The 18,473-nt window shown below is 40.8% G+C and carries 16 protein-coding genes; 6 read left to right on the top strand and 10 right to left on the bottom strand.

The window, feature by feature from the left end:
• Nucleotide 1: 1 nt before the first annotated feature.
• The 7 genes from ABNR88_RS00560 to ABNR88_RS00590 all read right to left on the bottom strand — a co-directional run bounded on the left by ABNR88_RS00560 (nt 2) and on the right by ABNR88_RS00590 (nt 5,478).
• Nucleotides 2-796 carry a DUF3530 family protein gene (locus ABNR88_RS00560; RefSeq protein ID WP_348669762.1) on the bottom strand — a complete coding sequence of 265 codons (795 nt, stop codon included), beginning with the start codon at nt 794-796 and terminating at the stop codon, nt 2-4.
• A gap of 85 nt (nt 797-881) precedes the next feature.
• Nucleotides 882-1,400, bottom strand: a complete 519-nt coding sequence (locus tag ABNR88_RS00565) for a tetratricopeptide repeat protein (RefSeq protein ID WP_348669763.1) — start codon at nt 1,398-1,400, stop codon at nt 882-884.
• Between the two features lie 28 nt (nt 1,401-1,428).
• Complete coding sequence (locus ABNR88_RS00570; RefSeq protein WP_291927582.1) at nt 1,429-2,115, bottom strand: rhodanese-like domain-containing protein; 687 nt, start codon at nt 2,113-2,115, stop codon at nt 1,429-1,431.
• Between the two features lie 51 nt (nt 2,116-2,166).
• Nucleotides 2,167-2,811 (bottom strand): rhodanese-like domain-containing protein, encoded by a 645-nt coding sequence (locus ABNR88_RS00575; protein WP_291927584.1) that lies wholly within the window; start codon nt 2,809-2,811, stop codon nt 2,167-2,169.
• A gap of 92 nt (nt 2,812-2,903) precedes the next feature.
• Nucleotides 2,904-3,134 carry a hypothetical protein gene (locus ABNR88_RS00580; protein WP_291927586.1) on the bottom strand — a complete coding sequence of 77 codons (231 nt, stop codon included), beginning with the start codon at nt 3,132-3,134 and terminating at the stop codon, nt 2,904-2,906.
• Between the two features lie 123 nt (nt 3,135-3,257).
• Entirely contained in the window at nt 3,258-3,698 is a 441-nt protein-coding gene (rnhA, locus tag ABNR88_RS00585) for a ribonuclease HI (protein ID WP_291927588.1), read from the bottom strand.
• A gap of 1 nt (nt 3,699) precedes the next feature.
• Nucleotides 3,700-5,478: an N-acetylglutaminylglutamine amidotransferase gene (locus ABNR88_RS00590; RefSeq protein ID WP_348669765.1), complete on the bottom strand. Its 1,779-nt coding sequence runs from the start codon at nt 5,476-5,478 to the stop codon at nt 3,700-3,702.
• Between the two features lie 55 nt (nt 5,479-5,533).
• On the opposite strand from ABNR88_RS00590, the gene leuC reads away from it, so the two are divergent.
• The 3 genes from leuC to ruvA are packed head-to-tail and all read left to right on the top strand — an operon-like array spanning nt 5,534 to nt 8,146.
• Nucleotides 5,534-6,934: a 3-isopropylmalate dehydratase large subunit gene (gene leuC / locus ABNR88_RS00595; protein ID WP_291927591.1), complete on the top strand. Its 1,401-nt coding sequence runs from the start codon at nt 5,534-5,536 to the stop codon at nt 6,932-6,934.
• Complete coding sequence (leuD, locus tag ABNR88_RS00600) at nt 6,934-7,548, top strand: 3-isopropylmalate dehydratase small subunit (protein WP_348669766.1); 615 nt, start codon at nt 6,934-6,936, stop codon at nt 7,546-7,548. The genes leuC and leuD overlap by 1 nt, the downstream gene beginning before the upstream one ends.
• Nucleotides 7,549-7,555: 7 nt before the next feature.
• The gene (gene ruvA / locus ABNR88_RS00605; protein ID WP_291927594.1) at nt 7,556-8,146 is read left to right on the top strand and encodes a Holliday junction branch migration protein RuvA; all 591 of its coding nucleotides are present in this window, start codon (nt 7,556-7,558) and stop codon (nt 8,144-8,146) included.
• A 139-nt stretch (nt 8,147-8,285) separates the two neighbouring features.
• On the opposite strand, the gene ABNR88_RS00610 is transcribed toward ruvA, so the two are convergent.
• Nucleotides 8,286-11,336 (bottom strand): efflux RND transporter permease subunit, encoded by a 3,051-nt coding sequence (locus ABNR88_RS00610; RefSeq protein WP_291927595.1) that lies wholly within the window; start codon nt 11,334-11,336, stop codon nt 8,286-8,288.
• A gap of 58 nt (nt 11,337-11,394) precedes the next feature.
• Complete coding sequence (gene typA, locus ABNR88_RS00615) at nt 11,395-13,200, bottom strand: translational GTPase TypA (RefSeq protein ID WP_291927598.1); 1,806 nt, start codon at nt 13,198-13,200, stop codon at nt 11,395-11,397.
• A gap of 91 nt (nt 13,201-13,291) precedes the next feature.
• Here typA and rlmE point away from each other — a divergent pair, with 91 nt between their 5' ends.
• The 3 genes from rlmE to dinG are packed head-to-tail and all read left to right on the top strand — an operon-like array spanning nt 13,292 to nt 16,972.
• A complete protein-coding gene (gene rlmE / locus ABNR88_RS00620; RefSeq protein ID WP_291927601.1) occupies nt 13,292-13,909 on the top strand; it encodes a 23S rRNA (uridine(2552)-2'-O)-methyltransferase RlmE in 618 nt (205 codons plus the stop codon).
• A 4-nt stretch (nt 13,910-13,913) separates the two neighbouring features.
• The gene (locus tag ABNR88_RS00625; RefSeq protein WP_291927604.1) at nt 13,914-14,885 is read left to right on the top strand and encodes a polyprenyl synthetase family protein; all 972 of its coding nucleotides are present in this window, start codon (nt 13,914-13,916) and stop codon (nt 14,883-14,885) included.
• Nucleotides 14,885-16,972 (top strand): ATP-dependent DNA helicase DinG, encoded by a 2,088-nt coding sequence (dinG, locus tag ABNR88_RS00630; protein WP_348669770.1) that lies wholly within the window; start codon nt 14,885-14,887, stop codon nt 16,970-16,972. The genes ABNR88_RS00625 and dinG overlap by 1 nt, the downstream gene beginning before the upstream one ends.
• Nucleotides 16,973-17,019: 47 nt before the next feature.
• Here the strand turns inward: dinG and ABNR88_RS00635 are convergent, their stop codons facing one another.
• Nucleotides 17,020-18,468 (bottom strand): TrkH family potassium uptake protein, encoded by a 1,449-nt coding sequence (locus ABNR88_RS00635; RefSeq protein WP_348669772.1) that lies wholly within the window; start codon nt 18,466-18,468, stop codon nt 17,020-17,022.
• Between the last annotated feature and the right edge of the window lie 5 nt (nt 18,469-18,473).

The following is an 18,473-nucleotide window of genomic DNA, read 5'->3' on the forward strand; positions in this document are numbered from 1 at the left end:
CTTAGTCACTAAGGCCAACCAGCCAAGTGTCAATTGCCGATGTCAAGTCAGCCACACTGCCATTTTCCTTATAGTAATGGTCTGCCTTCTCAATCACCAATTGTGTACTACGCTTGTTTGCAGAAATATCCATTAACCACTTTCGGTCTTCTGCCGATCGCCTAACACCAGGAAAATCTTTTTCACCATACACATCCAACACTGGCTTTAACATGGCATCAAGTGGCATGCGCTTAATAACCTTTTGCTTATAATCAGTAGCACCCATACCTATACCAACAAATGCATTCACTTTATCATCGCCAAATTTATCAAAATAACTCATGGCCATATGCGCACCACAGCCATGAGATATTAAAATAATATTATCAACACCGAGCTGCTTATAAAAATCAATAGCGGCTTCAATTCGCTCATGTGCGTATGGGAAAATTGGAACATAATCATAATACTTGGCCTTCTTGTCAAGCACTGGCATTTGCACAGACAAACTATGCCAGCCCTTTTCAGTCAGGCCTACTCTCAGCGGTTTAATAACACTATCCCAGTTGGCATGATAACCTCTTGAATGGAGAATAATGACACCGCCCTTTGCCTTCTCTGCTTGTGCCTCCATATAAATACTAAAGATTTCCTTATCGTTAGAAACTGGTAAATACTCCACATCACCGTCCATTACTGCATCCTCAATCTCACTAATCATACGATTTTCACGCTCAAAATCAGGTTGTGCATTGGTGAATTGATTATAGAATTTTTGCAAAGAACTTGGATCAAAATCTCCAATTTTAGGCAATTCCGGAAATTTAGGAAAACTCTCTAAACCCGGAAGAAAAGCAAAAGCATTTGCCGATAAGCTTAGCGCTATTATTGTAATAAGTTTATTCCACATATTTTTCATTGAGTAAATCCAATGCCACTTTCGCATCTGGATGATTATTCTTCTCAGCACGATTAAACCAATAATAAGCCTGTTTAATATCACCCTGCTCCAACATTAACGAAGCCAAATTATATTGGGCATATTCATCTTCTTGCTCCGATGCAACCAGCCACCAATCTTGTGCTAATTGGGTGTTTTTTTCAACACCTTTGCCTTCGTAGTAGAGCATAGCCAGCTCACTTTGGGCATAAGACAGGCCTTGTTCAGCTGACTTTTCAAACCACTTAAAAGCTGTTTGTTCGTCTTTTTCTGCACCTAAGCCGTGCAAGTAACTTAGGCCAATATTATTTTGCGCAGCACTATGTCCGCCGTCAGCGGCACGCATCATCCATTCAAAAGCGTCGTCATTGCGACCCATTTGTGAATAATCGTAGCCAATTTGATACCAGCGATCAAATCTTGTTTCAGCTTGCGCGAAAGAAGTTGTAAAAACATAAAAAAGGGATGCTATTAACATCCCCCTTTTTAAACCAATGGTTAACAATTTACTTAACTGTTAAACCCAAAAGCTTCCAATCATTCATACCACCACGGTAGTATTTGATTTTGCTTTGTGGGTAACCCATCGTTAATAGTGCACGAATCGCCGCAGGCGACTGGCCACACCATGAACCATTACAGTACAAGTATAAAGTCTTGGCACCGTCGTAATCTAGAACGCCGTCTAGATCTTTAACGCCAAACTTCTCAACCATCAACTCTACAACAGCCATAGGATCTTTAGCTAGCGCTTTAGAGTTAAGCTTAGTAAATGGTACGTTCACTGCGTGAGGAATCATACCTTTCTTTGCCCAGCCTTTAGTACGTGCATCAATAATCATATTATCTGCATCACCAAAAGAAATTAGCTGAGCCACATTGATTACATCTAACTCAGTAACCGTTTCAACAGCTGCAGGCGCGAACGGTGCAGTTGGCTGAATACAAAATGGCGGACAAGGACGTGATGTCTTTGCAAAAGCTGGATCTACCATATTGCCATTATCGGCGTTACGAGAAATACCTGCAATTGTTAAAACACCTTTAGTGATACCTACTGGTTTGCCAGCTTTTTTAGCAGATTTAACTGCAGAAGAGCCGTTATTCCAGTTATGGTCTGCACCTAAAAAGTCTGCCTGAGCACCTAAAGTAAATACAGAAGCAATAGCAATTGCTAATAATTTAGTTTTCATATTAATCTCCTAGATTAAAAAGCACTCGGTATGAGTGCTTTTATGAATCAGTTACTTAGTTGTTAAACCTAAAGATTTCCAAGCGTTCATACCACCACGGTAGTATTTAATCTTGTTTTCAGGGTAACCCATAGTAAGTAGCGCTCTAATTGAAGCTGGAGACTGACCACACCATGAACCATTACAGAATAAGTATAAAGTTTTAGCATTGTTGTAATCTAGAACACCGTCAAGATCCTTAACACCAAAAGTACCTGTCAAGATATCTACTACAGCCATAGGATCTTTAGCTAATGCCTTAGAGTTAAGCTTAGTAAATGGAACGTTTACTGCGTGAGGGATTGTACCTTTCTTAACCCAACCCGGTGTACGTGCATCAACTACTAATACCGAAGTGTCGCCATTTGCAGCATCACGTGCAGCATGAATAACGTCTAATTCAGTCACTGTGTCAACTGCTGCAGGCGCGAACGGTGCAGTTGGTTGAATACAGAATGGTGGACAAGGACGTGAAGTCTTTGCGAATGCAGGGTCGATTGTTGCTTTGTTATCTTGGTTACGTGAAATACCCGCAACTTCCATAACACCCTTAACGATGCCTACTGCTTTACCTGTTACTTTCTCACCAGCAAATGCTGACGATGTTGTTAGTACTGCAGCTACTGCAGTTGATAATACTAATGTTTGAAGTTTCATACTTCTCTCCTCTTTTTATAAAAATAACTCGTTATTGAGTTTGTTATTAATAACTTCTTCCCCAAGAAGGAAATTGTTATAAATTTTGTTGTTTAATCACAGCTAGGCTCTTCTTCTAAATTGTGATTTGCAAAGAAGTCCATAACGCATTCTTCTTTTTCATCTTCTTCCGCACTGTCACAAAAATCTTGTGCACCATCGCGAACGGCTTGTTTTTGTGCATCGCTTGCATCTTTTGCTAATGGCGCTACTGTTTCACCACTCATGTGTGCAAATGTTGTTGCACTTAATAATAAACCAAATAATACGGCTAACTTTTTCACTATCTCTCTCCTTAATTAAGACACGTTACGTTAAAAACTACATTTATACCATCTAGAGTCATAAAAGCAAGTTATTGACGAACTATCTAAATATCATAATATTCTAATAATACTTAACCTATGTTATCTAATTACCTGATCCATGGCCTGATTAGCTAGCTCATCAGCCATTTCATTGCCTTCATCGCCACTATGACCTTTAACCCAGTGCCAATGCACGGTGTGCGTTGCATTAAGCTTATCTAGACGCTGCCATAAATCCACATTTTTAACCGGCTTTTTGGCAGCTGTTTTCCAGCCTTTAGCTTTCCAGCCTTTAATCCAATCATTAATGCCATTCATGACATACTTTGAATCAGTAAACAAATCAATACAGATATCTTTAGATTTAATTGCCTCAAGCGCTTTAATCGCTGCTAATAATTCCATACGATTATTGGTGGTGTCTTTTTCACTACCCTTAAGTTTTTTGTCATGATCGCCATAGCGCAACCAAACCCCCCAGCCACCAATCCCAGGATTCCCTCTACAGCCACCATCTGTGTAAATTACAATCTTTTCCATATTATTTTTTTCCGTCCACGTTTATCTGTAGCCAGTATTCAAGCAATGCTAAGTGCCAAAGGCGTGAGCCATTTAATGCTGTCATGTATTTTTCTGGCTGATTAATAACTTTTTGTACAAAATTCTGATCAAATACACCACGATTAACACAAGCACTTGAAGTTAAGATGTCAGCCATAAATTCTAAAAACTCACCTCGAACATACTTAAGCGCTGGCATGGGAAAATAACCTTTTTTACGATCAATTACACTATCAGGTAATAATCCTCGAGAAATCTGTTTAAGAGGGTGTTTACCCTCCTCACTCATCTTAAGACTTGGTGGTATGCTCAGTGCGTGCTCCACCAATCGATAATCCATAAATGGCACTCTGGCTTCCAAACCCCAAGCCATAGTCATGTTATCCACTCGTTTTACTGGATCATCCACTACTAAGCGAGTGATATCAGTGCGAAACACTTTATCCATAAATTCATCAGCATTAGCTTTAGCAAATTCTTTATTAAGCCAGGTTTGGGTGTGATTGCCTGAATGATATTTTTCATTAACCGTTTGCAAGTATTCCTCATACGGTCTATCAACATAATGCTTTGAAAACCTTTCAACCTCTGAGCCAGTTTCAGCCTGCATACGTGGATACCAAAAATACCCTGCAAAAGCTTCATCCGCACCTTGACCCGACAACACCACTTTAATATGTTTTGAGACCTGTTCAGCCAGTAAATAAAATGCCACCGAATCCTGACCCACCATCGGCTCGTTCATGTTGGCGATAGCTTCGCCCAATCTTGGTAATACTTGAGAATTACTGACCACGTATTTTTCATGGTGTGTATCAAATCTATCTACGATCTGATCCGAATACTCAAACTCGGAACCCGCCTCATCATCAATATCCTCAAAGCCTATTGAAAAAGTACGAATATCTTCATGGCCTGCCTCTTTGAGCAACGCCACCAACAATGAAGAGTCTAGCCCGCCAGACAACAACACCCCAATTGGCACATCTGCTGCATCCATACGTTTGAGCACAGCTTGAGTTAGCAAGTCATGAGTTTTTTCAATATACTCAGAATCTGTCAATGCAATGTCTGGTCGCTGAGCCTTTGGCTGCCAGTAGGTGGTCTCTTTAATATCGCCATTCGACTTAATAATAAGTGTGGTTGCTGGCTTAATTTTATTAACCCCTGCCAATACTGTATTTGGCGCTGGCACTACCGCGTGCAAAGATAGTTGCTGCTGCAAAGCCACGGAATTGATACTCGTGTCAGCACCTATGGCAACCAAAGATTGCGCATTTGAGGCAAAACTAAAGGCTTGATCAGTGAGATTAAAATACAGCGGCTTGATGCCCATACGGTCGCGAGCGACAAATAGATGTTGCTGTTTTTTATCCCAAATACAAAAAGCAAACATACCGTCCAAATGCAGCACACAATCCTCACCCCAGAAGTGGTACGCCTTAAGAATAACTTCAGTATCAGACTGTGAGAAAAACTCATAGCCTTGTTTGCTTAGCTCTACTCGCAGAGCCTTATAGTTATAAATCGTGCCATTAAACACCAGCACTAAATCTAGTGCCTGATCTTCCATCGGCTGATGCGCATGATTAGATAAATCAATAATACTCAAGCGCTGATGACCAAAACCAACACCAGTCTGTGCCCACTCACCAGAAGAATCTGGGCCACGGCGTGCGATCTTAGACATCATAATATTCAGATCCTTAGAATCAACCGACTTATTGTCAAATCTTAATTGTCCACAAATACCACACATATATCGAATAGAGAAAATGTAAAATAGCTATTTTATCAAGCTTTTCAATCGAGTTATGCCACAAACACTTTATGACAAATTAATGAGCGCGCACGTCGTGCGCGAAGAAGCCACCACAGCGCTTATCTACATTGATAGACAACTGATTCACGAAGTGACTTCACCTCAAGCCTTTGAAGGTTTAGAAATGGCTGGTAGAAAACCGTGGCGATTAGACGCAAGTATTGCTGTACCTGATCATAACGTACCCACCACTGATCGCTCAAGCGGTGTTAGCGGCATTGAAGATCCAATCTCGAAACTGCAAATCGAAACACTAGACAAAAACTGCGAGGCATTTGGCATCAATGAAATCCAAATGAACGACATTCGCCAAGGTATTGTGCACGTGGTTGGCCCGGAACAAGGTGCCACCCTACCGGGGATGAGTATTGTTTGTGGCGATTCCCACACTTCAACCCATGGTGCTTTGGGTGCTTTGGCTTTTGGCATTGGCACCTCAGAGGTAGAGCATGTGTTGGCAACTGGCTGCTTATGGCAAGCCAAATCCAAAAATCTTAAAATTGAAGTGAATGGCGAGCTTAATCAACATGTCAGCGCTAAGGATATTGCGCTGTATATTATTGGCCAAATCGGCACTGCAGGTGGCACAGGTTTTGCCATTGAATTTGCAGGTACGAGCATTCAGAATTTAAGCATCGAAGGGCGCATGACTCTGTGCAATATGGCAATTGAAGCTGGCGCACGCGTAGGCATGGTGGCCGTTGATGACAAAACTCTAGAATATGTTAAAGGCCGCCCTATGGCGCCAACTGGCGATGAATGGGATAAGGCAGTTGACTATTGGAAATCGCTACACTCTGATGCAGGGGCGCACTTTGATCAGATTATTAAGATTGATGCAAAAGACATTAAACCTCAAGTCACTTGGGGTACTTCGCCAGAAATGGTGGTCGCCATTGATGGTATCACCCCAGACCCAACTCAAGAGTCTGATCCAGTTAAAGCTGAAGGTATTCGTAACGCACTAAACTACATTCACCTAGAGGCCAACACACCGATTAACACAGTGAGTGTTGATAAGGTCTTTATTGGCTCTTGCACCAATTCTCGCATTGAAGACTTGAGGGCTGCAGCCAGTGTGGCTAATGGACAGCATATTGCTGATAATATCAAACTAGCTTTGGTCGTACCTGGCTCAGGGCTAATTAAAGCTCAGGCGGAAAAAGAAGGCTTAGATAAAATATTTACCGATGCAGGCTTTGAATGGCGCGAAGCCGGCTGCTCGATGTGTTTGGCGATGAATGCCGATAAATTAGAGCCTGGCGAGAGGTGTGCAAGTACTTCCAATCGAAACTTTGAGGGTCGCCAAGGTCAAGGCTCATTCACGCATTTAGTTAGCCCTGCTATTGCAGCAGCGAGCGCCATTGCCGGTCATTTTTCGGAGGTTAAATAATGGAAAAATTTACCACACTTACATCCATCACAGCGCCACTTGATCGCGCCAATGTAGACACAGACGCCATCATTCCTAAGCAATTTCTAAAATCCATTAAACGCTCAGGCTTTGGCCCAAATTTATTTGATGAATGGCGCTACCTAGATCATGGTGAAGTGGGCATGGATAACTCCAAGCGCCCTCTTAACGCAGACTTTGTTCTTAACAAACCTGAATATCAGGGCGCACAAATACTCTTAGCACGTGATAATTTTGGCTGTGGCTCTTCACGTGAACACGCACCTTGGGCGCTAGAAGACTACGGTTTTAAAGCAATTATCGCTCCAAGTTTTGCTGATATTTTTTACAATAATTGTTTTAAAAATGGCATTTTGCCGATTGTGCAAAGTAACGAGGTGATGGACGAATTGTTTGCTGTTGAGGGTGAAATTACCATTGACTTAGAAGCTCAAATTGTTCGTACTAAAATTAAAGAATATTCCTTTGAAGTTGACCAAGAACGCAAGCGTCGTCTGATGAATGGTCTGGATGATATCGGCCTAACACTACAATATGCAAAAGATATTAAAGCATTCGAGTCTCAATACTTTAAAACTTATTCTTGGCTATAATTAAGCTATGATTGGTCGCTTAACTGGAAAAATTCTCGAAAAAAATCCACCTGAAATTCTATTAGAGGTAGGTGGTATTGGCTATGAAATTCTGTGCCCAATGTCAAGTTTTTATGAGATGGGTGAATCTAACAGCCTCTCACTACACACGCATTTTCACGTTAAAGAAGATGCTCAAACCTTATACGGCTTCATCTCTAAAGATGAAAAAACTCTCTTTAGAGAGCTAATTCGCGTTAACGGTATTGGCCCCAAAGTGGCACTTGCTATTTTGTCGCATCTGAATATCGCCTCACTGATGAACGCTGTGGCTAATGAAGATGATGCGCTACTGGCCAAAACCCCAGGGATTGGCAAGAAAACCGCTCAAAAACTCATCGTTGAACTTAAAGATCGTCTAGCCAAAATTGAGCTAAATGGCTCGCACACTCAGCACATTACCGCCAGCGTCAATGCCAATCCAAATACACAAAAAGCCTCGCAAGCCTTACAAGCACTCGGCTTTAAAGTTAAGGAAGCGGAAAAGATGCTCGCTGCTATTACGGATGACGAGCTTTCTACAGAAGAGCTTATTCGTCAAGCGCTTCAAAACAAATAATGCGATATTAAAAATATCGGAAATAATTCAAATGGGATTGTTTAGGGTGAATTAATAGCTTAAATAAGCCATTTTTTTGGCTAAATTAGCCTAAAAACAGCCTTAAATACAGGTTTTTTCTAAAATTTTAGAAATTTTGCTAATGGTTGGTTTTCTTGAATTTTCCAACCCAATTGACAAACTCGTAGTTCATAAGATACAAACACGGTAGCAAAACCAGCGTCATCAGCGTGCCGAATAACAAACCATAGCCCAAAGCCAGCGCCATCGGCTGCAAAATATAATCTGTGCCACCAATGCCGTACGCTAAAGGAATAATACCCGCCAGCGTGGTAAGACTGGTGAGCACTACAGCACGAAGCCTATCTTTAGTGCCCTTAATAATCCACTGATGAACTGACATTTTATCCAAAGCCTTGTCTTTCAAATAATTAAGATGCGAAACCAAAACTAGAGAATCGTTAACAATTACACCCACCAGCGCTAAAATTCCTAAAATGGCAAAAAAGCTGAGCGCTTCTGAATGCAGGAAAAATGCCCAAATAACGCCGATCACTGAAAAAGGAATGGCGCTGAGAATTAACATTGGCTGTGTGTAAGAATTAAATAATAGTACTAGTAGTAGGAAAATTCCAAAAACCGCCATGACAAACGCCTGCTTGAAACTGTTCATGGATTTCATGGTCTCTTTTGCGCCACCTTCTGAAATAGCGCGTACTGATGGGAAGCGTGTATCTAGCTCAAGCTGAGATAAAGCAGCCTCCATCACCTCGCTAGTGCTCGTCTTTTCATCATCAATACTAGCACTTAACAAGATAGATCTAAGGCCGTTATAGTGGTTAAAATCTGGCTCACCAATAATCTCGCGAATATGGGAAAAATTAGTTAATGGGATAATCCTGCCTGTTTTATTAGCCACTTTTAAAGATTTGATAAAATTTTCCGATTGCTGCATATCACCCAAATAAAGTCGGAAATTGACATCATTCTGCCCTTCACGAATGTTAGTAACATCAATACCGGTAAAGGCAGCACGAAGGTAACGATTGACTGTGTTAAAGTCAATATCAAGGCGTGACATTTTTTCAAAATCGAGCTTGACTTCGATGCGATCCTTGCCTGGCTCGTCATCTCGCTGAACATTATCAACCCCATTCAAGCTTAACAAAATTTGCTCTAATTTATCAGCTGCTTGCAGGTTTTCACCGCCCACTTGACTAATCAGATTAATTTCTACATCTTCACCTTGTGGCGGGCCTGGACGGTGCACGGAAAACTTCAGGGTTTCAACTTGATCAATATTTTTGGCTTTGGACTTTAGCGCTTTTAAAATGACTTTCGAATCTCGATCACGCCCTGAAGAGGGTAACAATTCAATGGTAAATTTCGCTTTATGATCAAAGTATTTACCCACATCAGTGGTAACTGAGACCAAATCTTCTCCCACTGTTTGGATAATTAACGCCTCCACCTGCTTAGCTTTGACTTCAGTATTACTTAGCGAAGAACCAACAGACATAGTCATCCGTGCGCTAATGGTATCAACGCCAACAGCAGGAAACAAGGAGAACTTCATTTGCGTGCTCGCAAAATACAGAGAAAAGACTAATACCACACTAAAAGTCACCACCACCCAGTATCTGATTTTTAATACCTTAGCTAAAAAACCTTCAAATTTATCTTCAAAATATTCAAACCAATTATGCTGCTTTGGTTTTTCTGTGACACCTGCCAAATGAGCAGGTAACGCCAGAGAAACTTCCAAAAAAGATAACACCAAAGCAAAGATCACCACCAAAGGAATAACGTAGATAAATTTACCCATCATGCCTTCCATCAAAAACATGGATGAAAATGCCAAAACAGTCGTAAGAATGGTGGTGACAACCGGCATAATAACGCGTTTAAAACCATGTACGGCTGACTTAAATTTATTCTCGCCAGTTTGCTTATAATGATGAATACTCTCTGCCACAATAATCGAATCATCCACCACAATGCCCAGCACCAAAATCATCGCCGCAAGCGATACCAGATTAATGGTCTCGCCTGTAACACCGAGTAATGCCACCGTACCTAGCAAACTTACTGGCAAACTTACCGCCACCCAAAAAGCCGTTTTAAAGGATAAAAATGCACCGAGCACCACCAACACCAACAGCAATCCGATTAGACCGTTGTTAGTCACGATATCTAATCGATTGCGTACATATTTAGATAAATCGGCTGAATAAAAAATATCCAACTGATTGTTATGTTTTGCACGGGTTTTATCCATATGCGCTTTCACTAAATCAACCGTGGTAATAACATCAGCTTGCGCTTGTTTTTTTACTTGAAGAATAAAACCTTTTTCGCCATTGACACGCACAATAGATTTTTCTTCAACATTGCCAGATTCGACCACAGCAATATCCTTAAGCCTCACAACCAAACCCTCAAAAGTAGATTTAACAATCACCTCTGAGACGTCTGTTGCAGCATCAAATTTGGATAGCACGACGATGGTTTTTTCGTGTTGTTGGTGATGATTACTGCCCACAGTGTAGCGTTGATTACGCTGAGTAATCGCATCCATTACTTGTGGCAGAGAGAGCTCGTATTGGTAGAGTTTTTTCGGATCAATGCGTATTTGAATTTCTTTGTCCAAATAGCCTTGTTTAACCACCTCAGACACACCTTCAAGTAGTGCCACTGATTTGGCCACACCATCCACAACATCTCGAAGTTGTGCATAGCTTAAAGTGTCACTACCCAAGCTGATTTTAAGAATACTTTTTCTAGAGGTTTTGAAATCAGTCACACGAGGTAAATCCACTACCTCTTCTGGTAGCGATTTAATGCGGTTAACCGCATTGCGAATCTCTTGTTTGAGCTCAGACAAATCACTTACATCTTGTGAAAGTGTTGCCACAATTGATGAAGTACCTGCACGTGATGTTGAGGTAAATTTATCAATGCCTGAAATATCACTTAACTCATCTTCGATGACATTGGTAATATTTTGCTCAACGTCCTCAGGAGATGCACCTGGATAGCTGGTAACAATTGACATGATTTCAAAATCCACTGCGGGAAATTGATCACGTTGTATGTTATTAAGACTTAATAATCCAAGCGCAATAATACTGATGGTAAACACCAGTGCGAGTTTTTTTTGTCTGACTAAAAAATCAAGAATACTATTCATAGGAGAACAGTATACCAAGGCTTGTGTTTATCAAGCCCCAGTGATGTGGAAAAATTACTTAGCGAGAGCGTTTACGTTCTACTTCTTTCAAAAGGCGCTTACGAATACGCGTGTTGTTTGGTGTTACTTCTACCAACTCATCATCATCAATAAACTCTAATGCCTGCTCAAGATCCAACTTGATTGCAGGTGTTAGCGATACTGCTTCATCTGTACCCGAGGCACGAACGTTAGTTAATTGCTTGCCTTTCATGACATTGATCACTAGATCTTTGTCACGCGCATGAATACCCACAACCATACCTTCGTAGACTTCTGTGTTATGCTCAACAAAGAATTTTCCAGATTTTTGCAAGTTAAAGATTGCATAAGCAACTGCCTTACCTTGGTTCATTGAGATTAGCGAGCCATTTGAACGCTGACCAATATCACCTGGCTTTTGCGGCTTGTACGAGTCAAACGTTGAGTTCATTAGACCGGTACCCGTTGTGGCAGTTAAAAATTCTGTTCTAAAGCCAATTAAACCGCGTGCCGGGATGTTAAATTCTAATTTAACACGGCCGTTACCATCTGGCTCCATATTGGTTAAATCACCTTTGCGCTCACCTAGTCTCTCCATCACTGTACCTTGATGCTGAGATTCAACGTCAATCGTTAGATCTTCAAACGGCTCACAAACAACCCCGTCAATCTCTCTTAAGATAACTTGTGGACGACCTACCGCTAACTCAAAACCTTCACGACGCATAGTTTCAATCAATACTGATAAATGCAACTCACCACGGCCAGAAACTAAAAACTCAGACGGATCTGAAGTGTCTTCAACACGCAGTGCTACGTTGTAAATAAGCTCTTTGTCTAGGCGATCACGAATATTTCTTGAAGTAATAAACTTGCCATCTTGACCAGCAAATGGAGAGTCATTTACTCTGAATGCCATTGATACAGTTGGCTCGTCAACACTTAGTGGTGGTAGTGCTTCAATCGTTTCAGGATCACAAATGGTATCTGAAATTGAAATACCTTCAATACCCGTAATACAGGCAATATTGCCCGCTTCAGAGGTATTAATATCAACCTTATCTAGGCCTAAAAATCCTTGTAAATTAGCAATTTTAGCTTTCTTTTCAACGCCATCTGCACCAACAACAACCACTTGCTGGTTCTTTTTAATCGTGCCACGAGTAATACGGCCAATGCCAATTGCACCAACAAATGATGAATAATCAAGTGCGGTAATTTGCATTTGTAGTGGTGCTTTAATATCTACCTCTGGTGCAGCTACTTTTTCAACAATGGTTTCAAACATTGGTAGCATATCGCCTTCACGCACATCATCTTCAAGTGATGCATAACCATTGATACTTGATGCGTAAATAATTGGAAAATCAAGCTGCTCATCTGTAGCACCCAATTGATCAAATAACTCAAATACTTGGTCAATCACCCAATCAGGGCGAGCCGCGTCTTTGTCAATTTTGTTAACAACAACAATTGGATTTAGACCTTGGTCAAACGCTTTTTTAGTTACAAAACGCGTTTGCGGCATTGGGCCTTCTTGCGCATCTACCAACAACAATACCGAATCAACCATTGACAGTACACGCTCAACTTCACCACCGAAATCGGCGTGTCCCGGAGTGTCAACGATGTTAATATGGTAGTCACCCCATTTAATCGCTGTATTTTTAGAAGAAATAGTAATACCACGTTCTTTTTCAAGATCGTTTGAATCCATCATTCGATCTGTTGACTCAAAGCGCTCATCAAATGTATCTGACTGCTCCAATAGTTTATCAACCAAGGTAGTTTTACCGTGGTCAACGTGAGCAATAATGGCGATATTTCTAAGTTTAGTGTTCATGCGTTTGAGGATGATTCGAAAAAGACACTATTATCCCCTAACTCTCCTATAATATTATGATTTATTAATGTGAATCAATTACTTAAGACTTATGGCTAAAAAAAGTTCTTCAGGTCGCTGGATGAGTGAGCATCTTAGTGATGAATATGTCAAAAAAGCACAAAAAGAAGGTTATCGTTCTCGAGCTGTTTACAAACTCACTGAGATTGTTGAGAAGGATAAATTCATCAAACCAGGTGACCGTGTACTAGATTTAGGCGCCGCACCCGGTGGCTGGAGTCAAGTGGCTGTTACTATGGTTGGTAATAGTGGCCAAGTGATTGCCAGTGATATTCTAGATATTGAACCTATTGACGGCGTTGATTTTCTCTGTGGCGATTTCACTGAAGAATCTGTTTATGAAGAACTACTTGCGCTAACTGACGGTAAGAAAGTTGACGTTGTGCTGAGTGATATGGCACCCAATATGAGTGGACAGCTTTCTGTAGATATTCCAAAGTCTATGTATTTGTGCGAACTCGCTCTTGATATGGCGGTAAAAACTATTACACCAAACGGCACTTTTTTTATCAAGGTTTTTCAAGGGGCGGGATTTGATGAGTATGTTAAAGCCTGTAGAGCGGCTTTTTCCAAGGTTATTATTCGCAAACCTAAAGCCTCAAGAGCGCGCTCTAAAGAAGTATATTTACTGGCAAATGGACTAAAATAGTCGCATGAAAGATTTTGACGATATTCAGACACTGCTAAAAGACGACCTAGTGCAAACCGATGCTTTGTTGCACGCGCGCCTAAGCTCTAATGTAGCACTGATTAATCAAATGAGTAGCTATATTATTAGTGCCGGTGGCAAGCGCTTGCGCCCATTGCTGCTTTTATTATGCGCCCGTGCCACCAACTATCAGGGTGAGCAACACCAACTCATGGCAGTGGTTATTGAGCTTATTCATACTGCCACCTTGCTTCACGATGATATTGTCGATGAATCAGCAACACGCCGAGGAAAAGACACGGCCAATGAAGTCTGGGGCAATGCAGCAAGTGTGCTGGTGGGTGATTTTTTATATTCAAGAGCATTCGAGATGATGGTTGAGCCTGGCTCAATGAAAATCATGCAAATTCTATCCAAAGCCACCAATGAAATTGCCCAAGGTGAGGTTTTGCAATTACTCAATTGTCAAAATTCAGCTTTAACAGAAGCTGAGTATTATCAAGTTATCGAGCGTAAAACTGCCGTTCTTTTTCAAGCAGCCACGCAAATCGGCGGTATTCTTTCTGAAGTGGATAGCGCACAAGAACAAGCACTTAAAGACTACGGTCTACATTTGGGCAACGCCTTTCAAATTATTGATGACGTGCTAGACTATGAATCCGATAGCGATACCATGGGTAAAGAAGTGGGGGATGATTTGGCAGAAGGCAAAACCACCCTACCAATGATTTATGCGCTAGCTAACACATCAGATGCGGACAAACAATTGTTAGAAGAAGCTATTAACAATGCTGATAATTCTAAAATCGACCAAGTGGTAGCAATTCTACAATCAGTCAATGCATTTGACTACACACGGTCACAGGCTAAAAAATCTGCAGATTTGGCTAAAGCCTCATTAAAGCACATCCACTCATCACCTTATAAGGATGCATTAACTCTATTGTGTGACCTTTCTCTCGCGCGTAAGTCATAGTGTTATCTGACGAGCTTAAAGCTCAAATACGCGACTCTTTTATCGCTTTAAAGTCCGACATGAAAGACTTTAGAATTAGGCCGTCGCAAAACAAAATGATTGCTGAAATCTCCAAAACATTAACCGGAGAATACACCAATTCAAACAATATTTTGTGTGTAGAAGCACCCACAGGTACAGGCAAAACCTTTGCCTATTTACTCAGTAGTATTCCAATTGCCAAGGCTAATAAAAAGAAGCTGATTGTCTCCAGTGCCAATGTCGCCCTACAAGAACAATTACTACTCAAAGATATTCCTGAGGCGCAAAAATACTGCCAAGTTGATTTTGAATATGCCTTAGTTAAGGGTAGATCACGCTATGTTTGTATTCGAAATCTTATTAATCTATGTGAAGATAGCGCAGCTGATAGTACGCTATTTGACTCAAGCTTGTTATTTGATGAGCCGCCAGGGAAATACCAACTCGAAGAAATGGGTGAGCTATTAGAGGATTATTCCGCTAAGAAATGGAATGGTGAAATTGACGATTTGATGCGCGCACCCGATCATTCTATTTGGCAAAAAATCAATTGTAATCGCTTTACCTGCACGGCTAAAAGTTGTGAATTCTACCAAGATTGCGCTTTTTTCAAAGCGCGCAAACAAATCACCAAAGCTGACGTAATTGTTGCCAATCATGATTTGGTATTGGCCGATTTGGCCACAGGCAACACAGTGCTGCCTGATGTAGATGATTCTATTTTTATCTTTGATGAAGCGCACCATTTGAGCAGTAAGGCGCTATCGCATTTTTCTCTTAACACAAGCAGTGAATTTATCAAAACCAGCATTCGCCAAGCCAAGGGTGTGAGCGACCAAATTTGTAAAATCACTCAGCAAGATGCGCCAGATATTAATATCAAGCAAGTGGATGATTATTTGACTGATTTAAGCGTCTTGCTAAAAGCACTAGATTTTGATGAGTCAACGACACACAGCAGTCCAGGCGGAGATGTTTATTTATTTGATCAAGGTATAGTGGATCAGCCCATCAAGGATATTGGTAAAAATCTGTTTATTGCACTGGGTAATATTCAAAATAAATTCGCCATTCTAAGGGAATCTTGGGCGGACTATTTAAAAATAAAAGTACTGGATAAATCAATTACCGATCCACTTAATAATGCCAGTGGCGAATGCGAGCAACACCTTTCAAGCATTGTAGAACTGCTATCTTCTTTCTTAAAAAGTGATGACAATAATCAATCACCGCACTCAAGATGGATTGAAAAAAACACCTTAGCCAACAAAAAAACCAACTACAGCTTATGTAGTGCCCAAACTGACATCTCCAACAACTTAGATGCGCTTATTTGGTCAAAAGCCTCTGGCGTTGTACTCACCTCAGCCACTCTATCTTCGCTTGGCAGCTTTGAGCGACTCAACAAACAACTCGGGCTAAAAAAACCCGAGAACCAATATCTACGCCTACCCTCACCTTTTGAGTTTGGTCAGGTTGACTTTATTATTGCTAAGTTTAAAGCCAATCCAACTCAAGTCTATGAACATACCCAAGAAGTGGCTACTCAACTGCTTAAACGCATTAATACAGAAGAGGGGACTTTGGTCTTATTTGCCTCAAACAAACAGATGCAAATGGTGGCAGACATGGTGGAAAACAAGCTGGATTGCACGCTATTTACTCAAGGTGAATATCCGAAAAAAACCATTCTTGAAAAGCACACCAACTTACGCAAGAAAAACAAAGGTAGTGTTATTTTTGGACTGGATAGTTTCGCCGAAGGGGTTGACCTCAAAGGCGATAATCTCACTCACGTAGTGATTGTTAAATTACGCTTTAGCGTACCCAGCTCGCCAATCGACAAAACCTTGGCAGATTACCTGCAAGCTCAAAATCGCAATCCATTTATGGAAATATCCTTACCTGATGCATCACTGAGATTAATTCAAGCTTGTGGTCGACTAATTCGCACCGAAACAGATACAGGCAAAATCACGATATTTGATAATCGCTTAGTAAAAAAATTCTACGGCAAACAACTACTGGCAGCCTTGCCAGGTTATAACATCGTGGTCGAATCCTAAAGCCTTTGATAAAAATTTAAGAAATTTTGTGAATGGCGTAATTTTGACTAAAAACGCCAAAAAGATTTATGTAATAAGGCCATAAGCGTTAAGATTTCTAAACGTCCTAACAACATTGAAAAACTTAAAATCCATTTAGCACTTTCACTAATGGCGCCGTAGTTTTGCGCCACATCACCCAGTCCTGGGCCAAGGTTATTAATACTAGCAGCAGTTGCAGAAAAGCTGGTTACCTGATCCATGCCTGTGAACATTAAGGCAATCATGATAAAAATAAAGGCAATGACATATAGTGAGAAAAAACCCCAAACAGACACCAAGGTGCTTTCGGCAACACTGCGCTGATTAAGCTTGATATTAATCTGTGCATTGGGATGGATAAACTTTTTAATTTCTTTCATGGCGAGTTTAAACATGAGTAGTACTCTAACAACTTTAATACCGCCACCCGTTGAGCCTGCACAAGCGCCCACAAAACTGGCAAAAATTAATAATACTGGCAGCATAAATGGCCAAAGTGAAAAATCAACCGATGCAAACCCTGTTGTAGTAGCCATCGAAACACCCTGAAAAATACCATATCTAAGTGCGCCCTCTGGGGTTTGATAATAGCCAGAATTCCACAAATAGCCAACAATTAAAACACTTAAAAAACTTAACACTAAAAGATAGGCTTTAAACTCAGAGTCTTTAAAAAATTCCAAAATATTTTTCTTGCGCCACACAAAGAAATGTAAAGAGAAATTAATCCCTGCTAAGAACATAAATACAATGGCTACCGATTCAACAGTAACCGAGTCAAAGTAGCCAATGGATAAATCATGTGTTGAAAATCCACCAATGGCAACGGTGGAATAACTATGTCCAATCGCATCAAAAATACTCATGCCTGCCAAATAATATGCCACGGCACACACAACTGTAAAGCTCAAATAAATTTTCCACAAGGCTTTAGCAGTTTGGGTTAGTTTAGGTGTTAGCCTGTCTTTTGAAATACCGCTAGACTCTGCATGATATAGCTCCATACCGCCCACACCCAGCATAGGCAAAATAGCCACTGCCAAAACAATAATACCCATACCACCCAGCCATTGTAATTGCTGACGATAGTACAAAATAGCCATTGGCAGATCATCAAGCCCCGACAATACAGTAGCACCCGTGGTAGTTAAGCCCGACATAGATTCAAAAAAGGCATCTGAAAAACCCATGCTCAATGATTCTGAAAGTAAAAATGGGGTTGTTGCAAATAAAGACAAAACAAACCAAAAACTTACCACCACCAAAACACCTTCGCGAATTCTAAAATCTTTAGTGGACTTTCTAAAAGGCAGATAAAACAACAATCCACTGATGAATGTTAGTGCGAATGCTGCTAAAAATGAAGATGCTTCTTGTTGCTGGTAAATAGTATCCACAACAATAGGTGGTAGCTGGGTCAGACTAAACACCATCAACAACAGACCAATGGTTTTAAAAACAATACTAAATTGCATAATTT

It is taken from the genome of uncultured Candidatus Thioglobus sp., assembly GCF_963981275.1.
In the GTDB taxonomy this organism is placed as follows: Bacteria; Pseudomonadota; Gammaproteobacteria; order PS1; family Pseudothioglobaceae; genus Thioglobus_A.